General features: G+C 70.7%; 21 protein-coding genes. 16 read left to right on the forward strand and 5 right to left on the reverse strand.

Annotation, left to right across the window (positions count from 1 at the left end; all coding sequences use genetic code 11):
* Positions 1-14: 14 nt before the first annotated feature.
* Positions 15-1,715: an NAD+ synthase gene (locus T336_RS0112010; protein WP_026432716.1), complete on the forward strand. Its 1,701-nt coding sequence runs from the start codon at positions 15-17 to the stop codon at positions 1,713-1,715.
* 89 nt (positions 1,716-1,804) lie between these two features.
* Entirely contained in the window at positions 1,805-2,851 is a 1,047-nt protein-coding gene (locus T336_RS0112015) for a bifunctional nicotinamide-nucleotide adenylyltransferase/Nudix hydroxylase (protein ID WP_026432717.1), read from the forward strand.
* A gap of 26 nt (positions 2,852-2,877) precedes the next feature.
* On the opposite strand, the gene T336_RS0112020 is transcribed toward T336_RS0112015, so the two are convergent.
* From T336_RS0112020 to T336_RS0112040, 5 genes are all read right to left on the reverse strand, one after another.
* Positions 2,878-4,434, reverse strand: a complete 1,557-nt coding sequence (locus T336_RS0112020) for a methyl-accepting chemotaxis protein (RefSeq protein WP_026432718.1) — start codon at positions 4,432-4,434, stop codon at positions 2,878-2,880.
* An 81-nt stretch (positions 4,435-4,515) separates the two neighbouring features.
* On the reverse strand, positions 4,516-4,785 hold the full coding sequence (locus tag T336_RS0112025) for a hypothetical protein (RefSeq protein WP_026432719.1): 270 nt from the start codon (positions 4,783-4,785) through the stop codon (positions 4,516-4,518).
* Between the two features lie 64 nt (positions 4,786-4,849).
* The gene (locus T336_RS0112030; RefSeq protein WP_026432720.1) at positions 4,850-5,392 is read right to left on the reverse strand and encodes a hypothetical protein; all 543 of its coding nucleotides are present in this window, start codon (positions 5,390-5,392) and stop codon (positions 4,850-4,852) included.
* Positions 5,393-5,468: 76 nt separating this feature from the next.
* A complete protein-coding gene (locus T336_RS0112035; protein WP_026432721.1) occupies positions 5,469-6,509 on the reverse strand; it encodes a peptidoglycan-binding protein in 1,041 nt (346 codons plus the stop codon).
* Positions 6,510-6,587: 78 nt separating this feature from the next.
* Complete coding sequence (locus tag T336_RS0112040) at positions 6,588-7,355, reverse strand: class I SAM-dependent methyltransferase (RefSeq protein WP_026432722.1); 768 nt, start codon at positions 7,353-7,355, stop codon at positions 6,588-6,590.
* Positions 7,356-7,579: 224 nt separating this feature from the next.
* On the opposite strand from T336_RS0112040, the gene T336_RS0112045 reads away from it, so the two are divergent.
* The 14 genes from T336_RS0112045 (at position 7,580) to T336_RS0112110 (ending at position 24,127) form a co-directional block, all read left to right on the forward strand.
* On the forward strand, positions 7,580-9,013 hold the full coding sequence (locus T336_RS0112045; protein WP_051647137.1) for a UbiA family prenyltransferase: 1,434 nt from the start codon (positions 7,580-7,582) through the stop codon (positions 9,011-9,013).
* Positions 9,007-10,314, forward strand: a complete 1,308-nt coding sequence (locus T336_RS0112050) for an FAD-binding oxidoreductase (RefSeq protein WP_026432724.1) — start codon at positions 9,007-9,009, stop codon at positions 10,312-10,314. The genes T336_RS0112045 and T336_RS0112050 overlap by 7 nt, the downstream gene beginning before the upstream one ends.
* Positions 10,315-10,386: 72 nt before the next feature.
* Entirely contained in the window at positions 10,387-11,151 is a 765-nt protein-coding gene (locus T336_RS0112055) for an SDR family NAD(P)-dependent oxidoreductase (protein ID WP_026432725.1), read from the forward strand.
* An 11-nt stretch (positions 11,152-11,162) separates the two neighbouring features.
* Positions 11,163-12,929, forward strand: coding sequence for a hypothetical protein (locus T336_RS0112060; protein ID WP_026432726.1), 1,767 nt, complete (start codon positions 11,163-11,165; stop codon positions 12,927-12,929).
* Between the two features lie 52 nt (positions 12,930-12,981).
* Complete coding sequence (locus tag T336_RS0112065) at positions 12,982-13,926, forward strand: NAD-dependent epimerase/dehydratase family protein (RefSeq protein WP_026432727.1); 945 nt, start codon at positions 12,982-12,984, stop codon at positions 13,924-13,926.
* Positions 13,926-15,287, forward strand: coding sequence for an NAD(P)/FAD-dependent oxidoreductase (locus T336_RS0112070; RefSeq protein ID WP_026432728.1), 1,362 nt, complete (start codon positions 13,926-13,928; stop codon positions 15,285-15,287). Before T336_RS0112065 ends, T336_RS0112070 begins: the two co-directional genes overlap by 1 nt.
* Positions 15,284-15,715 carry a GtrA family protein gene (locus T336_RS0112075; RefSeq protein WP_026432729.1) on the forward strand — a complete coding sequence of 144 codons (432 nt, stop codon included), beginning with the start codon at positions 15,284-15,286 and terminating at the stop codon, positions 15,713-15,715. Before T336_RS0112070 ends, T336_RS0112075 begins: the two co-directional genes overlap by 4 nt.
* Before the next feature lie 12 nt (positions 15,716-15,727).
* The gene (locus tag T336_RS0112080; protein ID WP_026432730.1) at positions 15,728-16,681 is read left to right on the forward strand and encodes a lysylphosphatidylglycerol synthase transmembrane domain-containing protein; all 954 of its coding nucleotides are present in this window, start codon (positions 15,728-15,730) and stop codon (positions 16,679-16,681) included.
* 208 nt (positions 16,682-16,889) lie between these two features.
* Positions 16,890-17,720: a helix-turn-helix transcriptional regulator gene (locus T336_RS25095; RefSeq protein WP_051647138.1), complete on the forward strand. Its 831-nt coding sequence runs from the start codon at positions 16,890-16,892 to the stop codon at positions 17,718-17,720.
* A gap of 61 nt (positions 17,721-17,781) precedes the next feature.
* Positions 17,782-18,672: a TIGR03084 family metal-binding protein gene (locus T336_RS0112090; protein ID WP_244883925.1), complete on the forward strand. Its 891-nt coding sequence runs from the start codon at positions 17,782-17,784 to the stop codon at positions 18,670-18,672.
* Positions 18,656-19,561 (forward strand): phosphatidylglycerol lysyltransferase domain-containing protein, encoded by a 906-nt coding sequence (locus T336_RS0112095; protein WP_026432732.1) that lies wholly within the window; start codon positions 18,656-18,658, stop codon positions 19,559-19,561. Before T336_RS0112090 ends, T336_RS0112095 begins: the two co-directional genes overlap by 17 nt.
* Positions 19,562-19,680: 119 nt before the next feature.
* Positions 19,681-21,300, forward strand: a complete 1,620-nt coding sequence (locus T336_RS0112100) for an acyl-CoA carboxylase subunit beta (protein WP_026432733.1) — start codon at positions 19,681-19,683, stop codon at positions 21,298-21,300.
* Positions 21,301-21,347: 47 nt separating this feature from the next.
* Entirely contained in the window at positions 21,348-23,339 is a 1,992-nt protein-coding gene (locus tag T336_RS25100) for an acetyl-CoA carboxylase biotin carboxylase subunit (protein ID WP_035225850.1), read from the forward strand.
* Positions 23,336-24,127, forward strand: a complete 792-nt coding sequence (locus T336_RS0112110; protein ID WP_026432734.1) for an enoyl-CoA hydratase/isomerase family protein — start codon at positions 23,336-23,338, stop codon at positions 24,125-24,127. Before T336_RS25100 ends, T336_RS0112110 begins: the two co-directional genes overlap by 4 nt.
* Positions 24,128-24,155: the final 28 nt, after the last annotated feature.

The raw sequence follows: 24,155 nt of genomic DNA on the forward strand, positions 1-24,155 counted from the left end.
TCCAAGGAAACGACATGCTCCGTATCACCCTTGCCCAGCTCAACCTCACCGTGGGCGACATCGAAGGCAACGTGCAGCGGATGACCGACGCGGCCCGGCAGGCGGCGCAGGCCAGCGCCGACCTGGTGGTGTTCACCGAACTGGCGCTGTGCGGGTACTACCCCGGCGACATGCTGGAAGAGGCCGGCTTCATGGAACGCGTGGATGCCGGGATCGCCGCGCTGCAGGACGCCTCTCGCGCCACGCCGGGGCTCCACTGGGTGGTGGGCACCCCCACGCGTGCGCAGGGCCCCGGCAAGCGCCTGCACAACAGCCTGCTGGTGCTGCGGGACGGCGAGGTCCGCCTCACCTACGCCAAGCAGCTGCTGCCCACCTACAACATCTTCGACGAACGCCGCCACTTCGAGCCCGGCCCCGACGTCGCGCGGGTGCTGCGCATCGGCCACGCGCAGATCGGCTTCCTGGTCTGCGAGGACGGCTGGAACGACACCGTGGCCGACTACGCCACCAACCCCTTCCAGCGCCTGGCCGATGCCGCGCCGGACCTGGTGGTGAGCATCAATGCCAGCCCCAGCCATATCGGCAAGCGCGAGGTCCGGCACCAGGTCTTCGGCGACGCCGCGCGGCGCCACGGCCTGCCCGTGGTCTATGTGAACCAGGTCGGCGGCCAGGACCAGATCGTCTATGACGGGGCATCGTTCGCGGCGGAGCCGGAGGCGGGCGTGGTCTTCGAGGCGCCGCGGTTCGCCGAGGACGTGCGCACCCTGTGCCTGGAGGACGGGCGCTTCCGCTCCGTGGATGGGGGCGCCCTGCCGCACGTTCCGCGGGAGGGCCTGCCCACGATGGATTTCTACCGCCAGCAGATCGTGCTCGGCCTGCGCGACTACGCGCGGCGCTGCGGCTTCGGGCAGGTGGTGGTCGGCAGTTCGGGCGGCATCGACAGCGCCCTGACCCTGGCGCTCGCCGCCGAAGCGATGGGCCCGGAGAACGTGGTGGCGGTGACCATGCCCTCGCGCTTTTCATCCAGCGGGTCGGTGGACGATTCGGTGGCCCTCTGCCGCAACCTCGGCATCCGGCTGCACACCCATCCCATCGCGGACCTCGTGGCGGGCTATGCCGCGCAGTTCGAGGCCAGCTTCGGCCAGCCGCTCGAAGGGCTGCCGCTGGAGAACCTGCAGGCGCGCATCCGCGGCACCATCCTGATGGAATACTCGAACGCCTTCGGGCATCTGCTGCTCACCACGGGCAACAAGTCGGAGATTTCGGTGGGCTACTGCACGCTCTATGGCGACACGAACGGCGGCCTGGGACTGCTGGGCGACCTCTACAAGACCGAAGTGTTCGAGCTGTCCCGCCACGTCAACGCGCACGCCGGCCGCGAACTGATTCCCCAGGCCATCATCGACAAGGAGCCGTCGGCCGAACTGGCTCCCGGCCAGCGGGACGTGGACAGCCTGCCGCCCTATCCGGTGCTGGACCAGGTGCTCAAGCTCCTGATCGAAGGCGAAGGCCTCTCGCATGCAGAGTATGCCGACGCGCGCGACTTCGCCGCCCGCCTGCAGCATGACGAGGCCGGCCGCGCGCTGGTACACCGGGTGCGCCGGATGATCGCGCGCAACGAGTACAAGCGCCGGCAGGCGCCGCCCATCCTGCGCGTGCGTGCCAAGGCGTTCGGCAACGGCCGGCAGATGCCGATCGCGGCGAAGTACGCCTGACCGCGCCGGCGCGGCTACATTTGCCGCAGTGGCCCCGCAGCCCCGCCGGGCACCTTCCGCCCGCGGGCTCCCTCATCGCATCCGCATCCATGTACGACAACGCCATCCTCATCGGACGCTTCGAGCCCGTCCACAACGGCCACCTGGCCCTGCTGCGCTGCGCGCTCGACAGCGCCCACCATGCCATCGTCATCATGGGCTCGGCCTGGCAGGCGCGCTCGCCCAAGAACCCGTTCACCTGGCAGGAGCGCGAAGCCATGCTGCGCAATGCTTTGCCCGTGGCCGACCGCGCGCGCCTCACCGTGCTGCCCGTGCGTGACCACTACAACGAACTCGCCTGGGTGGCCGCCGTGCTGCAGGCGGTGGCGCGGCATGTGCGGCCCGATGCGCGCATCGGGCTGGTAGGCCACTTCAAGGACGCCACCAGCAGCTACCTGCGGCGCTTTCCGGGCTGGCAGCTCATCGCCGTGGAGCGGCAGGGCAGCATCGACGCCACCGCCATCCGCGATGCGTACTTCGGCGCCACGCCGGACACGCTGCTCGCCGCGCTGGGCCCGCTCGCCGAGCAGGTACCGGACAGCACCATCGACTTCCTGCGCGCCTTCGCCCAGGCCCCGCATTACGCGGCCCTTCAGGAGGAATGGCGCATGCTCCGCGGCTACCGCGAAGCCTGGGCGAAGGCGCCCTATCCGCCGGTGTTCGTGACCGTCGATGCCGTACTGCGCTGCCAGGACCACGTGCTGCTCATCCGCCGTGCACATGCGCCGGGCAAGGGGCAGCTGGCCGCGCCGGGCGGCTTCATCGAGCAGCGCGAGACCGTCTGGCAGTCCTGCCTGCGCGAACTGGCCGAGGAGACCCACTGCACGCTGCCCGAGGCGCGCATGCGCGCCGCATTGCGGGAGGTAGCCGTGTTCGACCACCCGGACCGCAGCCAGCGCGGACGCACCATCACGCACGCGCACTACTTCGACCTGGAAGGCGAGCCCTTTCCCGACGTGCGCGCGGACGACGACGCGGCGCAGGTGGAGTGGTTTCCCATCACGGCGCTGGCTGCGCTGGAAGAGGCCTTCTTCGAGGACCACTTCCACATGCTGGACCATTTCCTGGGGCTGACGCGCGAGCCCACGGCCGACTGAACGGCCACGCAGCAGGGCCCGCAGCCTCAGTGCGCCAGCGCCGGCAGGCCCCGCGCCGATGCGTCCACGCGGAACTTGTCCACCGTGTGGGAGAGCGCCTGGGCCTGCTGGCTCAGCGACTGGGCCGCGGCCAGGGCCTGCTCCACCAGCGCCGCGTTCTGCTGCGTGCCCTGGTCCATTTGCGAAACGGCCTGGTTCACCTGAGCGATCCCGGCGCTCTGCTCCGCGCTGGCGGCGCTGATCTCGGCCACCATCGCGGTGACACGCTGCACGCCATCGACGATTTCCTGCATGGTGGCGCCCGCCTGCTGCACCAGGCGCGTTCCTTCGCCAACCTTGGCCACTGAGTCGTCGATCAGGCCCTTGATCTCCTTGGCGGCCGCCGCCGACCGGCCGGCGAGGCTGCGCACCTCGCTCGCCACCACGGCGAAGCCGCGGCCCTGCTCACCCGCGCGGGCCGCCTCCACGGCGGCGTTCAGCGCCAGGATGTTGGTCTGGAACGCGATGCCGTCGATGACGCTGATGATGTCCACGATCTTGCGCGAGGACGCGTCGATGGACCCCATCGTTTCCACGACCTGCCCCACCATGGCACCGCCACGGACGGCCACGCCCGAAGCCGCCACGGCCAGATCGCTCGCGACCCGGGCGTTCTGTGCGTTCTGCTGCACGGTGGAAGTCAGCTCCTCCATCGAGGCTGCGGTCTGCTCCAGGGCACTCGCCTGCGACTCGGTGCGCGACGACAGGTCGCTGTTGCCCGAGGCGATCTCCGCGGAGGCCGTGGTGATGGAGCCCGTGCTCTCCCGCACCTGCAGCACCAGGGCGGACAGGTTGTCCCGCATGGTGCGGATGGCATGCAGGATGCTGGTCTGGTCGCCAGGACGGGTCTGCACATCCACGGCCAGGTTGCCCTCGGCGATCTGCTGCACCACTTCGGCAGCGTACTGGGGCTCACCGCCCAGCTGGCGCACCAGCGTGCGCAGCATGTCCCAGGCGAGAGCCACGATGACAGCCATCAGCACTCCGCAGATGCCGAGCAGGATGGCCGCCTGGCGCCAGAACGCGTGGTCGATGTCGTCGATGTAGTCACCGAAGCCGATGGTCCAGTCCCAGGGCTCGAACTTGATGATGGCATAGAGCTTTTCCACCTCCTGCCTGGCGCCCGGGCGCGTGCCCCTGGCCACCACGGTGCCGATGGTCCTGCCCTGCAGCGCCGCGCGGTAGCGCTCGCCCGCCGCCTTGCCGACATTGGGATCGACGATCCCGATGCGCTTGGGATTCGGGTGGACGAGATTCACGTCATCGGTGTAACCGCGGACGAAGAAATACAGGTCGCCCTTGTGGAAGCTGCCGATCGCCTGCTTGGCCGCCTTCATGGCGTCCTCGCGCGACATGCGTCCCGCCTTTTCCTCGTCGTAGGCCTTCTGCGCCGCCGCGTGCGCGAGCGTTACCAGGGTGGAGAGCTGGCTGGTTCGCTCTCGCAGCATGGTCTGGTACTGCGTGGCCAGCGTCACCGCGGAAAGAAGCAGCATCCCCAGCAGAGTGGCCCCGCACAGCAGCAGGATCCGTGTCCGCAATTTCATGGCACCCTCGTGTATTGGTTTTGACGCGTAACAATACGTCAATTTCACGGCCGATCCTTCGCCGAAACTGCAACAACGGCGTCACTGTGGGCTGGGCCCGACGGTCGGGCTGCTGAAGTTCACCCACCTCAGCGGCCGCTGGCGCGGTACCGTTGGTGCGTGAAGAAGGTGTTGCGCCCTCTTCTGCCTGGCGCCGGCGATGTTCGGATAGCTGTCGAAGCCCGCGAACTGCACGCTGCCGCCATCGCTCGCGGTGACGATGCCGCGGATGTCGCGCGCACCCGCCGCCATGAACTCCTGCGTTTTCCCGGACTGCAGCCGGTTGGCGATCACGCGGCGCATCATGCGCATGATTTCCAGCGCCTCTGGAAGAAGGGAGCGCTGCCGGACGGCAGGCAGACTGGAGTGCGCAGGCTTACGGCGTGCGCCGCGGCGTGAAGGCAGGCACGCGGATCGTCGTGCCCACGCGGCGGCACTGGGCTTTCAGGTGCTCGACCCAGGCACGGCTCACCAGGGTCGTGCTGGATCCGACGTCGGCGTCGGTCGGGACAACGTCGGTCTTGAGATCCACGCTGCCGCCGGAGGACGCCAGCGCACGGCCTTCCCCCACGGAGTCTTCCACCGGCTGATAGCGCTGGCCCGGCCGGACGATATTGACGAGGTAAATGCGCTCGCCTTCATGCCAGAGCATCGACAGCACACTGGTGCCGTCTTCGGCCGTTTCCGGAGGGGACAGGCGTTGCTGCACGAAGCAGAAGGTGTTCGCGCGGCGCGTCTGCCCCAGCTCCTCGAGAAAAGCCTGCAACATGGGCCGGTCGGGCAGGCGGACGGGATCGGGCCGCGTGAACGCAGGATCTCCTGACTGCGGCGCTGCAAGGCCAGGGATGGCGGCGAGCGTACCGGCCAGTGCCAGTGCCCCGCGCAACGTGCGGGAGACGCGCGTGATGGTGTGTCGCATTGTTCGAAAGCTCCCCGGGCGCGGAGTGTAGCGCCACGCCCGGGGAGACCGAGGAGCCGTGATGCCCCTCGCCGATTCAGCGCGAGAGCGCGTCGGTGGTGGCCGAGTCCAGGCGGCCCGTCACCGGCAGGCCCTTGTCCTTCTGGAAGGCCCGCAGCCCGTTCGCCGTCTTCGCGCCCATGCCGCCGTCCGGCGCGCCCACGTCGTAGCCCAGCGCATTGAGCCGTGCCTGCGCCTCGCGCACCGACATCGATGCGCCCGCCTTCGTCTGCGACGGCGCCGCGCCGCCGTCCACGCCCAGCCGGCCGCCGCCGCCCAGGCCCTGGCCCTGGACCTTCTGCGCCTTGTAGTTGCGCAGCGCCATGACCATCTGGTTGTATGCGTCCATGAACGCGGCCGTCAGCACCTTGCCCTGCGAGGTGTTCTGGTAGCCGCCCAGGTTGCCGCCCGCCGTGCTGCCGAAGATGCTGCCGAAGCCCGCGAAGTCGCTCTTGGAGGCACTGCCTTCCGACACCGACACCTGCACGCCCGAGCGGTTGTCCACCAGCGTCAGCATCGCGCTGGCCTCGCGCGTCTTCAGCGATCCGCCCAGCTGGCCCAGCGCCTGGCCGCGCCCGCCGCCGATGAGCGCACCCAGCGCACCGCCGATGCCACCCGCGTCATTGTTGGAGAAGACGATCTCCGGCGACAGGCCATAGTCCGAAGCCACCATCTGCCCCTGGCCGAAACTGCTGCCGCCGCGCATCTCGCCCGACTGCATCAGCGCGCGCTCACGGTTCATGGCGCCCATGCCGGTCACGCTGCGCTCGACCACCACGAAGCAGTTCGATTGCTGGATCATCAGGCGCAGCAGGTTCGACGTCGGCGGCAGGCGGTATTCGTTGCGCAGGATGGTGTACCAGCCCGCGTCCTGGTTCTCCACCAGCGACACCGTGCCCAGCGGCGAGGCGCAGCGCTCGAGCTGGGTGTTCGCGTTCGCCGACGACTCGCCGGCGGCAGCGCCCGTGGCCACCGTCTTGGATTCCGCGCTGCCCATGCGCATGTTCGTGGTTTCGCAGCCCGCCAGCAGGGCGGCGGACAGCGCCGCAGCCAGCAGGGTGATGGTCTTCTGAGACATGGGAGGAATTCCTTTATGGAATGGCTACAGGGGAATGGAAGGGGGTTTTTGGCGCCGCCCCGGGGCGGCCGCGCCGGATCATAGCGCCGCGGCCTGCGGGCGGACAGGGGGGAGGCGGCCCACCCGGTAGATCCATACCGGGTGCCCGGCCTCGGGCCGCAGCACGGCCTCCGGCACGGCCCCGGGCACCTCGAAAGCCAGGCTGACCAGCCATGCGTCCGCCGCCATCTCGGCGCGGGCCTTGGCAGCGGCCCGGGCCATGCTTTCGGGGCGCTGGAACAGGTAGACCATGCGGTAGCCCCCCCACCCGGCGCGCCAGATGTCTCCGCGCCGCACCCGGGCCCACGGGCAGCGCAGCGCGCACAGCCAGCGCAGCGGCCAGCTCCATTCCAGCCCCTCCAGGCGGGCATCGGGATAGGACCTGCGCAGGGCGCGCAAGCCGTGGCCCAGCCCGCAGCCGGCATCCAGCACGGCCGCGTTGCCGGGGAGCGGCACGGCCCGGGTCAGCCCGTCGAGGGCGCGCGCCGGCGTGGGAAAGAGCGGCGCGTCGCGCCAGGCATGCAGCGGATAGACCAGCAGCAGCAACGCCAGCGGCGCGAGCCAGGCCCAGGCAGGCAGGGAGCTGGCCCCCGCAGCCAGGAAGGAGAGCGGGAACCCCAGCGCGATCAGGCACTGCCGCCAGCGGGTGCGGCCCTGGAAGCTGGCCGCCGCCCCGATGGCGCAGCCTGCCAGCCAGGCCGCCCACCACGGTGCGCCGGCCGCCCCGCGCAGCAGCAGGAAGGCCAGCCATGCGGCGGCCCAGGCCAGGAGGGCGGGAAGGGGCCAGGGCAGCAGCGGGAAGCGCATGACGTGTTCTGACAGCGAAAGCCTGCGGACAGCCCGCAGCCCTGCAGTGTAGAGAGGCGCGGGACCGGCCACCGGCTGTCCGGGCAGCCCCTCCTACAATCCTCCGTTCCATTTTTTCGTATCAGCCGCGATCCGGGGCCTTCGCCCGGCTCTCCCGAAGAACCTCCATCCGACCGGGCCCCTCACCAGTGCGTTCGCCTTTCGATCCATCGCCATCCGCCGACATGCCACCCCTCGTGGTGGATCTCGACGGCACGCTGCTGCTCACCGACATGCTGCACGAGACCTCGCTCCAGCTGGTGCGCGACGCCCCCTGGAAGGCGGCGGTGCTGCCGCTGTGGCTGGCCGCGGGCAAGGCGGCGCTCAAGCGCCGCATCGCCGGCCAGGTCGATGTCGCGGTAGCCCACCTGCCCTACAACCAGCCGCTGGTTGCCTGGCTGCGCGAGCAGCATGCCGCGGGGCGGCGCATCGTGCTGTGCACGGCATCCGACCAGGCGCTGGCCGACGCGATCGCCGCCCACCTGGACTGCTTCGATGCGGTCATGGCCAGCGACGGCGCCACCAATCTCGCGGGCCCGGCGAAGGCCGCGGCCCTGGTGCGGGCCTTCGGCGAGCGCGGCTTCGACTACGCGGGCAATTCGCGCGCCGACCTTCCCGTATGGCAGGCCGCCCGCGCGGCCATCGTGGTCAACGCGCCGGCCTCCGTGGCGCGCCGGGCAGAAGCCCAGGGCAACGTGCAGCGCAGCTTCCCCCCGGCCGCGGCCGGCGCGTCCGCATGGCGCAAGGCGCTGCGCCTGCACCAGTGGATGAAGAACCTGCTGCTGTTCGTTCCCCTGATGGCGGCCCACCGCGTGGGCGACGGTGCGGCCTGGGTGCAGCTCTTCGTGGCCTTCCTGGCGTTCGGACTGTGCGCCTCCTCGGTCTATCTGGCCAACGACCTGCTCGACCTCGAAAGCGACCGCCAGCATCCCCGCAAGCGGCTGCGTCCGTTCGCCGCGGGCACGCTGCCGGCATGGCAGGGCGTGGCGCTCGTCCCCGTGCTCGCCGGCGCGAGCCTGTGGCTGGCGTGGGCCACGGGGCCGGCCTTCCTCGGCTGGCTGCTGGTGTATTTCGTGACCACCTGGGCGTACTCGCTGGTGCTCAAGCGCTGGGCGCTGGTGGACTGCGTGGCGCTCGCCGTGCTCTACACCCTGCGCGTCGTGGCAGGGGCGGCGGCCGTCGCGCAGCCGCTCTCGTTCTGGCTGATCGCCTCCTCGGGGTTCCTCTTCCTGTCGCTCGCCTTCGTGAAGCGCTATGCGGAGCTGCTGGTGCAGCAGGCCGCCGGCAAGACCCAGGCGCACGGGCGCGGCTACCTCACGTCCGATGCACCCACCGTGCAGAGCCTGGGCGTGGCGTCCGGCTACACGGCCGTGGTGGTGCTGGCGCTCTACCTCAACAGCGACACGGTGCTCACCATGTACCGTGCGCCCGGCCTGATCTGGATCGCGGTGCCGGTGCTGGCCTTCTGGGTGAGCTGGATGTGGCTGCAGGCCGCCCGCGGCCAGATGCACGACGATCCGCTCGTCTTCGCGTTCAAGGACCGCGCCAGCCTGGTGGCCGGCGCGGTGTTCGTGGCGGCACTGGCCGCCGCCGCCGCGGGACTGGGGTGGCCGTGGTAGCGGTGCACTCCTGGGGCCGGCTGCGGGCGGCCGAGCATGCGCTGCGCCCGCTGGCGGAGCATCCCCCTGCGCGGCTGCCGCTTTCGGCCGGCCAGCACGGCCTGGCCCATGGCATGGGCCGCAGCTACGGCGACGTGTGCCTGAACCCGGGCGGCACGCTCTGGGCGACGCGCGGGCAGGACCGCTTCATCGCCTGGGACGAGGCCACGGGCGAGCTGACCTGCGAAGCCGGCGTGCTGCTGCGCGACATCCAGCGCACCTTCATCCCGCGCGGCTGGATGCTGCCCGTCACGCCCGGCACGCAGTTCGCCACCGTGGGCGGCGCCATCGCCAACGATATCCACGGCAAGAACCACCACGTCCATGGCAGCTTCGGCGACCACGTGCTGTCGCTGCACCTGCTGCGCACCGACGGCCTGCTGGTGCGCTGCGGGCCCGACCTGCGGCCCGACTGGTTCTGCGCCACGGTCGGCGGGCTGGGCCTGACGGGCGTGGTCACGCAGGCCACGCTGCGGTTGCGCAGGGTGGCCGGGCCGTGGCTCGATACCGAAACGCTGCCCTACGGCAGCCTGCGGGAGTTCTTCGCCCTCGCGGACGCCTCGGAAGCGGCATGGGAATACACGGTCTCGTGGATCGACTGCCTCGCCGGCGCCGATGCGCGGGGCATCTTCATGCGCGGCAACCACGTGCCCGGCCCGGTGGCGCAGCCGCCCGCCGAGCCCCGTGGCGGCAGGCGCACCGTGCCGTTCGTCCCACCCGTCTCGCTGGTCAACCGCTGGAGCCTGCGACCCTTCAACACCGCCTACTACCACCTGCACAAGCGGCGGGCGGGCCGGGCGCTGCAGCACTACGAACCCTTTTTCTACCCGCTGGACAACCTGCTGGAGTGGAATCGCATCTACGGCCGCCGGGGCTTCTACCAGTACCAGTGCGCGGTGCCCCGCGAGGGCGGCGAGGATGCCGTGGCCGCACTGCTGCGCGAGATCGCCGCATCGGGACAGGGCTCGTTCCTGGGAGTGCTCAAGACCTTCGGGCAGCGCATGCCCCTGGGCATGCTGAGCTTTCCCATGCCGGGCGTCACCCTGGCCCTCGATTTCCCCAACCTGGGCGATCCGACGCTGCGGCTCTTCGACCGCCTCGATGCCGTGGTGGCCTCGGCGGGCGGCCGGCTCTATGCGGCCAAGGACGCACGCATGCCGCGCACGCTGTTCGAGGCCGGCTATCCCCGGCTGGCTGAATTCCTGCCTTACCGCGATCCCCGCATCCGCTCCGCCATGTCGCTGCGGCTGCTCGGCGACTGACCGCCGGGGCATTCCACGCCCTTTCCTCCTTTTTCCGCCCGCTCTGCCAACGGTACCAACCCACAGCCCGCCATGTCCGATACATCCTCTCCCCGCACCATCGCCATCGTGGGCGCCACCTCGGCCATCGCGCACCAGTGCGCCCGGCTCTGGCTGGCCGCCGGCGGGGTGGACCGGCTGGTGCTCATCGGGCGCGACGGCGCCCGCCTGCCCTCCGTGGCGGCGGACCTGCAGGTGCGCCAGCCCGGCACGCGCATCGAGACCATCGCCACCGACATGCTGCAGCCCGAGGCGATCGCCGGCACGGTGCGCGGCATCTGCGCGGACGGGGTGCCCGACCTCGTGCTCATCGCGCACGGCAACCTGCCCGACCAGCCGGCCTGCGAGGCCGACCTCGCGGCGGCCCGGCAGGCGCTGGAAGTGAACGGTATTTCCCCCGCGCTCTGGGCCGAGGCTTTCGCCGGAGCGCAGCAATCCCGCGGGCGCGGGCGCATCGGCATCATCGGCTCGGTGGCCGGCGACCGCGGCCGCCAGTCCAACTACGTCTATGGCGCGGCGAAGGGCCTGGTGGAGCGCTACGCCCAGGGCCTGCAGCACCGCCTCGCGGGAACGGGGGTGCGCGTGACCCTGGTCAAGCCCGGCCCCACCGACACCCCGATGACCGCACACCTCAAGGCCCAGGGCGCACGCCTGGCCACACCCGAGGAAGTGGCCGGCGCCATCGTGCGCGGCATGGCGCGCGGTGCGCCGGTGGTCTATGCCCCGGCGAAGTGGGCGCTCATCATGCTCGTGATCCGCCACCTGCCCCGCGCCGTGTTCCACCGCATGAAGATCTGACATTGCCACAGATGACCCACGACGAGACCCATCTCTCCCCCGTCCCCTCCCGGCAGACCTGGCGGCAGCGCTTACCGTTCGCACTGCTGATGGCGTTCGCCACCATCTACGCGATTGCCACGGCGGTATCCGCCTGGCGCACCTTCACGCCGGTCCCGATCTGGGACACGTGGGGCGCAGCGCTGGAGTTCTATATCGATGTGCGCCATGGTGTCGGCTGGGAGGCCTGGTGGCGCCAGGCCAACGAGCACCGGCTGGTGCTTCCCAAGGCACTGTTCTGGATGGAATACACCTGGTTCGGCGGCCAGCAGGTCTTCCTGATCATCATGAACTACGTGCTCGTCGGCTGCGGCCTGGCGGTGTTCGCGGCCTTCCTGCGGGACCGCCTGCCCGCCCTGTCCGGCAGGTCGTGGTTCTTCGGCGTGACGCTGCTGGCCATAGGGCTGTTTTCCTGGGTGCAGAAGGAAAACCTGGCCTGGGCCAACCAGGGCCAGTTCTTCATGGCGCAGGTGCTGCCGCTGGTGGGCTTCTACTGCCTCTACCGCGCCGCTTGCGCGCCAACGGCGCGCGGCTGGTTTCCTGCCGCCAGCCTGATCGGGGTGCTCAGCGTGGGAACCATGGCCAACGGCGTCATGGCCCTGCCCATGATGGTGCTCTACGCTGCCGTCGCACGGCTCGGCCGCCGGCGCACGCTCATCCTGGCAGTGCTCACCGCCATCTGCGCGGGCGCCTATGCGGTGGGCTATACCTCCCCTTCCGACCACGGCGGCGTGTTCTCCAAGCTGCGGGACCGTCCGCTGGACATGCTCTCCTACACCCTGGTCTACCTCGGCGCACCCTTCCAGCATTTCGTGCTGAAGCAGCATTCGCTGTCGTGGACTCCGCTGAGCCAGGCCTTCGGGGTGCTTTTCGTGCTGCTGACCCTGGCGCCGCTGCCGCGCGTGCTGCGCGATCCCCGCGCACACCGGCTGGACCTGGCCCTGCTGACCTTCGTCATCTACATCGGCGGCCTCGCCTTCGCGACCAGCGGCGGGCGCGTGCAGTTCGGCCTCGAAAGCGCGCTGTCGAGCCGCTACACAACGCCGACCGTGATGGCATGGGCGGCCCTGGCGATCCTGTACGCACCGCGCCTGGTCGCGCTGCGCGGCGCGGCACGCGTGGCCATGCAGGTGCTGCTCGTCGCATGCCTGGCGCAGATGCTCGTGGTGCAGACGCGCGACGCGGAACGCAAGGAAGAGCAGCACATGCGCATGACCGGGGCGCTGGCACTGCAGATGGGCGTGCACGACAAGCGGCGCATCGGCATGCTGATCTGGCACGAAGAGTACGGTGCACGGCTCGCCCGCGGGGCCACGGCCATCCGCGCAGGCATTTTCGGCCGCCCCGTCATGGTGGAGGCCACCCACGCGGTGGGCGAGCATGCCGAGGCCCTGCCCCCGCGCTGCCATGCCTTCGTGGACCAGGTGGAGACCCTGCCCGGCGAGCCCCGCTTCGTGCGCGTGCAGGGCGGGCTGCTGCCCGAGCCCGAGCGCAAGCCCTTCGAGGCCGTGCGCCTCGTCGGCGCCGACGGCACGGTGGTCGGCTACGGCGTGCCCGACCGCTGGCGCAAGCGCACGCCGCCCGCGCACGCGCCGGGCCCGTTCGGGCGCTACCTCATGTTCACGGCCTACCTTCAGGTGCCGGCATCGGGGCAACTGCCCCCCGCCGTCACGCTGCAGGCGCCCGGTACGCCCTGCTCGGCCGCCCTGGTGCTGACGCCCCCCGTGCCGGCCTCCTGACACGGCGCCGCCTTTCCACGCTTTTCCGATCCCGATGCATCTCCCCTCTTCCATGCAGCAGCACACCACCAAGATCGTCCTGCCCGGCGGCGCCGGCCTCGTCGGCCAGAACCTCGTCGCGCACCTCAAGCTCCATGGCTATGCCAACCTCGTCGTGCTCGACAAGCACGCCGCCAACCTGGAGATCCTGCGCCGCATGCACCCGGACATCGTCGCCGAGCTGGCGGACCTCGCCGAGCCCGGCGACTGGGAACGGCACTTCGAAGGCGCCGACGCGGTGGTGATGCTGCAGGCGCAGATCGGAGCGCCGCAGGCCGAGCCCTTCGTGCGCAACAACCTCACCTCGACGCAACGCATCCTGGCGCTCATCCAGCAGCACCGCATTCCCCACACGGTGCACATCAGCTCCTCGGTGGTGGAGTCGGTCGCCAAGGACCACTACACCGACACCAAGCGCGCGCAGGAAGAGATGGTGCTGGCCAGCGGCATTCCCTGCGTGGTGCTGCGGCCCACGCTGATGTTCGGCTGGTTCGACCGCAAGCACCTGGGCTGGCTTTCGCGCTTCATGCGCAAGGTGCCGGTGTTCCCGATCCCGGGCAATGGCCGCTACATGCGGCAGCCGCTCTACGCGGCCGACTTCTGCCGCATCATCGTGCGCTGCATCGAGGAGCGGCGCGTGGGCGGCGTGTTCAACATCACGGGGCTGGAGAAGGTCGACTACATCGACATCATCCGCACCATCAAGGCCGCCACGGGCGCGAAGGCGGCCATCGTGAAGATCCCCTACGGCCTCTTCTACCTGCTGCTGAAAGTCTGGGCGCTCTTCGACCGCGACCCGCCCTTCACCGCCGACCAGCTCAAGGCCCTCGTGGCGCACGACGAGTTCGAGGTGATCGACTGGCCGGGCATCTTCGGCGTGCGCGCCACGCCCTTCGCCGAGGCCATCCACGAAACCTTCCACCACCCGGAGTACAGCCGCGTGGTGCTGGAGTTCTGATGAACGCCGCCGCTTCCCCTTCCCCCACGTCCGCGGCCGGCTCCGCCATGGCCCGCGGCCAGCGCATCGCCGTGCTCGGCGCCGGCCCCATGGGCCTGGCCGTGGCCTACCAGCTCGCGCGCGACGGCCACCGGCCCGTGGTGTTCGAGGCCGACGACCGCGTGGGCGGCATGACCGCGATGTTCGATTTCGACGGCCTGCCGATCGAGCGCTACTACCACTTCCACTGCACCTCCGACCACGACTTCCTCCAGGTGCTGGACGAGCTGGGCCTGGCCGACAAAATGCGCTGGCGCGCCACGCGCATGGGCTACTGGTTCCAGAAGCGCCTGCAGGCCTGGGGCAACCCGGTGGCGCTGCTGCGCTTCCAGGGCCTGGGGCTGGTGGCTAAATTCCGCTACGGCCTGCATGCGTTCCTCTCCACCAAGCGCGACGACTGGAAGCCGCTCGACGGCGTCGAGGCCACAGGCTGGATCCGCCGCTGGGTGGGCGCGGAGGCCTACGAAGTGCTCTGGCGCCGCCTCTTCGAGTACAAGTTTTACGAGCACACGGGCAACCTCTCGGCCGCCTGGATCTGGAGCCGCATCCGCCGCATCGGCCGTTCGCGCTACAGCCTCATGCAGGAAAAGCTGGGCCACCTGGAGGGCGGCTCCGCCACGCTGCTGGACGGCATGGCCGCCGACATCCGCGCGCACGGCGGCGAGATCCGCCTGTCCACGCCCGTGACCCGGGTGCGCATGGAAGCGGGCCGCGTGCAGGGCGTGGAGACTGCGCAGGGCTTCGAGGCCTTCGACAAGGTGGTGAGCACCGTGCCCCTTCCCTTCGTGCCGCGCCTCATGCCGGACCTGCCGCAGGACGTGCTCTCGCGCTTCGCGGCGCTGAAGAACATCGCCGTGGTCTGCGTGATCGCCAAGCTGCGCAAGCCCCTCACCGAAAACTTCTGGCTCAACGTGAACGACCCGAACATGGACATTCCGGGCCTGGTGGAATACAGCAACCTGCGCCCGCTGCCGGAATCCATCGTCTATGTGCCGTTCTACATGCCCGGCGAGCACCCCAAGTACGCCGAGCCCGACCAGGCCTTCCTGGACAAGGTGCGCCGCTATCTGCGCACCATCAACCCCGCACTGCAGGACGATGACTTTCTGGCGATGCGCGCGAGCCGCTACCGCTACGCGCAACCGATCTGCCCGCCCAACTACCTGGAAAGCCTGCCGCCCGTGCAATTGCCAGTGCAGGGCCTGTGGGTGGCCGATACGTCCTACTACTACCCCGAGGACCGCGGCATTTCCGAGAGCATCGGTTTCGGCCGCCGCATGGCGCGCGACGCAGCCCAGGCTGCCGCAGGCTCCCGCCCGTGATCGAAGCCTTCCGCTCCAGGCAGTTCCTGGCCTTCCTGGTGACGGGCGGGGTGGCGGCGCTCGCCAATTTCGGCTCGCGCATCGCGTTCAGCCACTGGATGCCATTCTCCGCCGCCGTGATCGCAGCGTACTGCGTGGGCATGTGCACGGCCTTCGTGCTGGCGCGCGCCTTCGTCTTCAAGGCGAGCACGCAGTCCACGCACAAGTCGGCGATGTTCTTCGTGCTGGTGAACCTGCTGGCCGTGGCGCAGACCTGGGCCGTGAGCATGGCCCTGCTGAAGTGGGTGCTGCCTGCGCTCGGCATCACGGCCTTCGCGCCCGAGATCGCGCACGCCGTGGGCGTGGTGGTGCCGGTGTTCACGAGCTACCTGGGCCACAAGCGCTGGTCCTTCGCCGAAACGCCGGCCCGGCCCGGCACTCCGGACTGACCCACCGGCGCCATGAACCCGCGTGCCGCCGTCACCGCTGCCCTGGCCTGCACGGCCGCCTACGTGGCGGCCCTGGCCTGGGCCGACGCCCGCAACCAGGTCTTCGCGCAGCTGCCGCGCGTGGCGGCGTGGATGCCCGGCCTGGCGGCGATGGCGTTCGCCTCCTACGGGCTGCGCTATGCGCGCTGGCACTGGCTCCTGCGCCGCGCGGGGCATGGCGTGCCGGCCATGGCGGGGTTCGCGGGCTACCTGGCAGGCTTCGCCTTCACCGCCACGCCGGGCAAGGTGGGCGAACTGGTGCGCGCCCGCTACTTCACGCGCTGGGGCGTGCCGGCGTCCCGCACCCTCTCGGCTTTCGTCTATGAGCGGGCGCTCGACCTGCTCACGGTGGCGTTGCTGGCCGCGCTGGCCGTGCCCTCCGGCCGCCTGTTCGGCATCGTGCTGGCCTTCGTGGCCGGGCTGATCGGCGCGGTCGCCGCGGTGGCGGCCCGGCCCCGCTGGCTGCTGCGCCTGGCCGCACGCATGCGGGCCATGGGATGGCGCCGCACGGCGCGCACCGGCCGCATGCTCGCGCTCGGCCTGGCAGGCTGCCGCCTCTGGCTCACTCCCCGCGACATGGCTGTCTCGTTCGGACTGGGCCTGGCCGCCTGGACGCTCACCGCGGCATCGTTCGCCTGGCTGCTGCAGGGCCTGGACATTACGGTGCCACTGCGCGCGGCGCTGTCCACCTACCCCACGGCCATGCTGGCCGGCGCGGCATCGATGCTGCCGGGCGGCATCGGCACCACCGAGGCCACCATCGTCGCCCTGCTGGCGCTGCACGCCGTGCCGCTGGGCACCGCCACGCTCGCGGCCGTGGGCATCCGCTTCGCCACGCTGTGGATAGCCGTGGCCTGCGGCTTCGCCGCCATCGGCTGGCTGGAGCGGCACGCGCCGGGCGGCAGCCCGCGGGCGCAGCGCCCCTGAGCAGCCGCAGGATGGCACCGGTACCCCGGGGAAACCCGTACCGGACGGCTCGGCCGATAGCCAGCTGACGCAAGAATCCGGCGGCAGGCCCCTCTATGCTGGCCCTGCGCGTCGCCTGGGGGCCGGGGCACCGGCCGCCCCCACCCTGGACGGCACAAGGAACATACGGCAGAGTGGCGCAACGTCCGCCTTCGCCCAGGAGACACCGATGACCACCGTGAACGACCCGTCCGTGCCCCGCCCCTGCAGCAGCGGCGATCGCATCATGTGGCTCACGCACGAACGCATCTTCTACGCGGGACTGCTGGGCGCTCCGGTCATGCACGACAAGGGCGCCATCACCGTGTACGTCGCCATCGAGGGTCGCCTGCGCGTGCGCTTCCAGGGTGGGGAATGGCAGGCCGCCGAGGTCGTCGTCGTGCAGCCCTATGTCCCGCACGAGATCGCCAGCGAAGGCCGCCATGTGATCGACCTGCTGATCGAGCCAGAAACCGTGGATGCCTCCCGCCTGCCACCCTGGCTGCGGGCCTGCGGCGCCGTGCATGTCCCCGGGTTCGCCGCCCACGTGCGCGCCACGCACCAACGGCTGGCTGCGGGCGTCGGCACACAGCCCCTGCAGCCGGCCGACTTCGACGCCGTCTTCTTCGGCCAAACCCTGCCCGGGCGCATGCTGGACATGCGCATCGCCGGCGTGTTCGACGGGCTGCGCAGCGATCCGTCCACCATGGATGCGGCCGAACAGTGCGCAGCGCAGGCAGGCCTGTCCTTCTCGCGCTTCCTGCACCTGTTCAAGGAACAGGCGGGGGGCCCGTTCCGGTCCGTGCGCACGTGGAAGCGCGCCCGGGCCCTGCTGCAGCACGTGAACAGCGACAGCAACCTGGTGTACGTGGCGCTGAACATCGGCTATCCGGATTCCACGCACTTCAGCCACTCGATCCGCAGGACCTACGGGCTCAAGCCCAGGGACATCTTCGCCGGCTCGCGCAAGCTGCGCGTGATCGCCCAGCCGGTCATGCATCCGTCGCTCGCCGCCGGCTGAGCGCGCCGCGGCCAGCCAGTCCGCGCAAGACCGGCGCCCACGCACCGGCGAGCATGTGCGCATGAACGATGAAATCCATGGCCAACCCGCGGCGTCCCCACCTGCGGTCCAGGGCAGCGCTCCCGCAGGCCGAGCGGCCCAGGCCGCCCCCATGGGCGGGCTGTGCGCCGACCTGCTGGCCGAGTACCACGCACTGGCCGGCCTCTGCCAGACCCTGTCGCCGCAGCAATGGCACACCGCAACCGATTTCCACGGCTGGACGCCCTGGGACGAAGTGGCGCATCTGCTGTTCTTCGACGAGGCCGCGCTGCTGGCGTTGGAGGATGGCGCCGCCTTCGAAGCCGACAAGGCAGCGCTCACGGAGCGGCTGGGCCGCGGGGAAGCCATCAGCGCCATCGCCCGGGAGCGCCATGGAGCGCTCGATGGCGCGGCCCTCCTCGCCCGCTGGCGGCAGCGCCACGGAGCGCTGGTGGCCGCGCTGGCCGCCATGGACGCCAGGGCGCGGCTGCCCTGGTACGGGCCCGCCATGAGCGCCCGCTCCTTCGCCACCGCCCGGCTGATGGAGACCTGGGCCCACGGCCAGGACATCCGCGACCTGGTGGGCGGCGAGCATCCCGCCGGGCCGGGCCTGCGCCACATCGCCCACCTCGGCGTATCCACGTTCGGCTGGAGCTTCGCCAATCGCGGCCTGGCCGTGCCGCATCCCGTCCCGTTCGTGGACCTCACCGCGCCCGGCGGAGAACGCTGGACCTGGGGCGAACCTTCCAGCGAACACTGGGTGCGCGGTACCGCCCACGATTTCGTGCTGCTCGTGACCCAGCGGCGCCACCGCGCGGATACCCGGCTGCAATGGGCCGGCGACCCGGCAGAGCAGTGGACCCGGCTGGCCCAGTGTTTCGCGGGCGAGCCCGCAGACGGCCCCTCCCCCGGCGAGCGTGTCTCCCGACGCTGACACACCCGGCGGCGCCGAAGGCCTCGCGCTCACGCTGGACCTGGCGCCGCGCATCGCTCCCCTGCTCGAACGCCGCATCGCAGGCCTGGGCGAGCATGCGCCGGCCGATCTGTCGTTCGGCAACCTGTGGCTCTTCCGGCATGCGCACCAATGGCGGTGGCACGGCGGCGCCTGGCCCTGCGTCGCCGGCCGCGCCTACGATGGGCAGCGTCTGGCCGTGCCGCTGTTCGATGTACGCAAGGCACCGCGCGGCGTGCTGCACGACCTGGCGCTGCGCCATGGCGGGCTGTTTCCCCTGTGCAGGCACGAGGCCGAGGTGCTCGGCCGGTCTGGATGGAAACTGTCGGCCGAGCGCGCCGACGCCGACTACCTCTATCCGGCCGGGCAGTTCCGTGGCTACCGCGGCCCCGCCCTGCACAACAAAGCCAACCTGGTGGCACAGCTGCACGCCGCGCACACGCTGCATGCGGAACCCTACCGGCCAGCGCTGCAGCCGCACGCGCTGGCCGTGCTGCAGGGATGGCTGCACGACAAGGGCAAGGCCGCGGGCGACGCCGACGACGCACCCTGCCGCGAGGCCCTGGCCGGCGGGCCGGAACTGCGGCTCGAAGGCTTCATGCACTGGGCCGATGGCGAGCCCGCGGGCTTCCTGCTCGCGGAACCGCTGCAGCCCGGCGTCTGGGTGGTGCGCTTCGCCAAGGGCCTGGTGCGCTTCAAGGGCATCACGCAGCACATGTTCCGCCACTTCGCCGAGCGCCCGGACGCGCGCGTGGACTGGCTCAACTTCGAACAGGACCTGGGCCTGGCCAATTTCCGCCAGACCAAGCTGAGCTACCGGCCGGCCCTGCTGCTGCCCAAGTGGCGGCTGCTGCCCGACACTCTGGCCTGATCCTCCGGCAGGGTGCGATGCCGCAGCGGCACAGCCACTCGGCGCAAGACCCCGAAAGCCGCCATGCCTACGCTGCAGGCACCGTCGCATGCAGTTGCGACACCCGAGCACAGGTCGCCATGCCACAGATCGAATCCACCCTTTCCCCCACCAGCGCGGACCATGCCGCCAACCGCGAGCACATGCTCGGGCTCATCGGGCGCCTGCGCGCCTTCGAGCAGCGCACGCAGGCCCGGTCGGCCGCCTCGCGCGAACGCTTCGACAAGCGCCGGCAGCTGTTGCCGCGCGAACGCCTTTCGCTACTGCTGGACCCGGGTGCGCCGTTCCTGGAACTCGCCACGCTCGCGGGCCTGGGCCTGGACACGCCCGACCTCGACACGAGCGTGCCCGGCGGTGGGGTGATCGGCGGCATCGGCTTCATCAACAGGATACGCTGCATGGTGGTCGCCTCCGACTCCGGTATCGATGCCGGCGCGCTGCAGCCCATGGGGCTGGACAAGCAGTTGCGTATCCAGGAGATCGCCCTCGACAACAAGCTGCCCTATGTGCAGCTGGTCGAAAGCGCGGGCGCCAACCTCATGCAGTACCGCGTGGAGGAGTTCGTGCGGGGCGGCAACCTGTTCCGCAACCTGGCGCGCCTGTCCGCCGCCGGCCTGCCGGTGCTGACGGTGACGCACGGATCCTCCACCGCGGGCGGCGCCTACCAGACCGGCCTGGCCGACTACATCATCCTGGTGCGCGACCGCTCCCGCGCCTTCCTCGCCGGCCCGCCGCTGCTGAAGGCCGCCACCGGCGAGGTGGCCACCGAGGAAGAACTCGGCGGCGCGCTCATGCACACGTCGGTCTCCGGGCTGGGCGACTACCTCGCCGAAGACGACCGGGACGCCCTGCGCATCGCGCGCGAGATCCTGGGCCAGATCGACTGGCACCACGGCACGGCCCCCGAAGCCGCGCGCAGCTTCCAGCCGCCGCGCTACGACGCCGAGGAACTGCTGGGCATCATGCCTGCCGACGCCAAGCGGCCGGTGGACATGAAGCAGGTCATCGCCCGCATCGCCGATGGCTCCGAGTTCCTGGAGTTCAGCGAGAACTACGGCAGCGCCACGGTCTGCGGCCACTTCCGGATCGAAGGCCGGCCCGTGGGAGTCATCACCAACAACGGCCCGATCGACCCGGCCGGCGCCGCGAAGGCCACGCACTTCATCCAGGCCTGCTGCCAGTCGCGCACGCCCATCCTCTACCTGCACAACACGACGGGCTTCATGGTGGGCCGTGCGTACGAGGAAGCCGGCATCATCAAGCACGGCTCCAAGATGATCCAGGCCGTGGCGGGCGCCACCGTGCCGCAGATCACCCTCTACTGCGGCGCCTCCTATGGCGCAGGCAACTACGCCATGTGCGGCCGCGGCTTCCATCCGCGGTTCTGCTTCAGCTGGCCGAACGCCCGGACCGCCGTGATGGGCGGCGAGCAGGCCGCCGGGACCATGCGCATCGTCGCGGAGGCCGGCATGCGCCGCAAAGGCGCGATCGACGAAGCAAAGCTGGACGACATGTCCCGGCGCATCGTGGACCGCTTCGACAGCCAGATGAGCGTGTTCACCACGAGCGCGCACCTGCTCGACGACGGGGTCATCGATCCGCGGGACACCCGCGCCGTGCTGGCCGAAGTGCTGGCGGTCTGCCGCGAGGCCGAAGCGCGCAGCCCCCGGCCCATGCAGTTCTCCGTGGCGCGCCCCTGAGGCGTTCTGCGCAGCGACCGATGCATCCACTACCTCTTTCGTCCGCCATGCAACCGATGACACCCTTTTCCAGAATCCTGGTCGCCAACCGCGGTGAAATCGCCCTGCGCGTGATGCGCAGCGCACGGGCGCTGGGCTACCGCACGGTGGCCGTGTATTCCACCGCCGACGCCCGGTCCGAACATGTGCGCGCCGCCGATCAGGCCGTGTGCATCGGCGGGCCGCTGCCCGCGCAGTCCTACCTGCGCATCCCCGCCCTCATCGAGGCCGCCCGCGCCAGCGGCGCCGACGCCGTGCACCCGGGCTACGGCTTCCTCGCCGAGAACGCGGATTTCGCCGAAGCCTGCCGCGCCGCGGGCCTGGTCTTCGTCGGCCCCTCCCCCGAGGCGATCCGCGCCATGGGCGACAAGGCCGGCGCCAAGCGGCTCATGATGGATGCCGGCGTTCCCTGCATTCCGGGCTACCAGGGCAGCGACCAGGACAGCGGGCGCCTCGCCGACGAAGCCACCCGCATCGGCTACCCCGTGATGATCAAGGCCACGGCCGGCGGGGGCGGCCGTGGCATGCGCCTGGTGCGGTCGGCGGAGGAATTCCCCGATCTGCTGCGCAGCGCCCGGTCGGAAGCCAGGAACGCGTTCGGGGATGACACCGTGATCCTCGAGCGCGCGATCGTCGAGCCCCGCCATGTCGAGATCCAGGTCTTCGCCGACCGCCACGGACAGGCCGTGCACCTGGGCGAGCGCGACTGCTCGGTGCAGCGCCGCCACCAGAAGGTGATCGAGGAAGCGCCCTCGCCTGCGGTAACGCCCGGGTTGCGCGCGCGCATGGGCGCCACCGCGGTGCAGGCCGCACGGGCGATCGGCTACGAGGGCGCCGGCACGCTGGAGTTCCTGCTCGACCGCGAGGGCCATTACTACTTCATGGAGATGAACACGCGGCTGCAGGTCGAGCACCCGGTCACCGAGGCCATCACCGGTCTGGACCTGGTGGAATGGCAACTGCGCGTGGCCGCCGGGGAGCCGCTGCCGCTGGCGCAGGAGGCGATCGGCTTTTCGGGCCACGCCATCGAAGTGCGCCTGTGTGCCGAGGATGTTCCCGCGGGCTTCATGCCGCAAAGCGGCCTGCTGCGGCGCTGGCAGGTACCCGAAGGCCTGCGCGTGGAGCACGGCCTGCGTTCGGGGGCCGAGGTGCCGCCCTATTACGACTCCATGGTGGCCAAGCTGATCGCGCACGGCCGCACCCGCGAGGAGGCCCGCAGGCGCCTGCTGCAGGGCGTGCAGGACACGGTGGCGCTGGGCGTGCGCACCAACCAGGCCTTTCTCGCGCGCTGCCTGGCCCATCCGGTGTTCGCCGAGGGTGGCGCCACGACCGCCTTCATCGCGCAGCACGAAGCCACGCTGATTCCCGAGGACGCCCAGGCCACGGCGCGCGCGGCGCTGATCGGCGCCTGGCTGCTGCATGCCACGGACAGGCTCGGTGGGCAGGGCGCTGCGGGCGGGAAACTGGCGCACGGCCTGCCGCTGGGCCTGCGCTTCACGCTCGATGGCGCCGGACACGCCGTCAGCGTGTCGCAACGGGGGCCGCATGTGTTCGCGCTGGACGTCCAGGGCACCGTGCAGGAACTGGAACAGGTCGCGCTCGATGGGCACAGCGCGCGTTTCATCCTGGGCGGCGTCATGGACAGCGTGGCCTTCGACCGCGACGGCGCCAGCCTGTGGTTCCACCATGCCGGGCGCACCCACGTGCTGGAGGACCGCACGCGCGTTGCACACGCACAGCGCGGCCAGGCCGGTGGCGACGGCCGCGTGCGCGCCTCGATGAACGGCCGCGTCGTGGCCCTGCTGGCGGCCGTGGGCGACGCGGTATCGCCAGGCCAGCCCCTGCTGACGCTGGAGGCCATGAAGATGGAGCACGTGCACCACGCGCCCGTCCGGGGCACGGTCACCGCCGTGCTGGTGGGCCTGGGCGAGCAGATCGAATCGCGCCGGGTCGTGATCGAGATCCAGCCCGAGGTGCAGGAAGAAGGGGCCGCAGCATGAACGCAGTGGCAGGCACCGGCGGCGACGTCCTGTTCGAGCAGCGGGACGCAGTGTTCTGGATCACCATCCACCGCGAGGACAAGCGCAATGCCCTGAATGCGGGCGTGATCGCCGGCCTGCGCGAAGGGCTGCGGCAGGCGCACACCCTGCCCGCGGTGCGTGCGATCGTACTCACGGCGGCGGGCGAGAGGGCCTTCTGCGCAGGGGGCGACCTGCAGCCCGGCCAGGGCTTCGCATTCGATCTCTCGCGCCCCAACGGCGACTATGCGGACCTGCTGCGCGAAGCCCGCGGCGCCACGCTGCCGATCGTCGCCCGCGTGAACGGCGCCTGCATGGCCGGCGGCATGGGCCTGCTGTGCATGGCCGACATGGCCGTGGCCGCGGACCATGCGGTGTTCGGCCTGCCCGAGGTGAAGATCGGCCTGTTCCCGGTGCAGGTGCTCAGCCTGCTGCAGGAGCTGGTGGCCCCCCGCACGGTGCGCGAATGGGCGCTCACCGGCGAGCCCTTCACCGCCGAAGAGGCCCGTCAGGCCGGCCTGGTCAACCACGTGGTGGCCGCGGCCGACCTGGATGCCAAGACCCGATGGCTGGTCGATCGACTGGCCGACAAATCCCCCACGGCGATCCGGCGCGGCAAGTACGCGATGCGCGCGATGGCCGCCATGCCCTTCGACCAGGCGATCGCCTATGCGGAGGGCCAGATCGCGCTCATGCCGATGACCGAAGACGCGCGCGAGGGCATGGCCGCCTTCAACGCGAAACGCAAGCCCCGGTGGACCGGGCGCTGACCGGCGTGCATCCGCCGCGCCGTGCAGC

It is taken from the genome of Paracidovorax oryzae ATCC 19882 (genome assembly GCF_000687165.1).
GTDB lineage: Bacteria > Pseudomonadota > Gammaproteobacteria > Burkholderiales > Burkholderiaceae_C > Paracidovorax > Paracidovorax oryzae.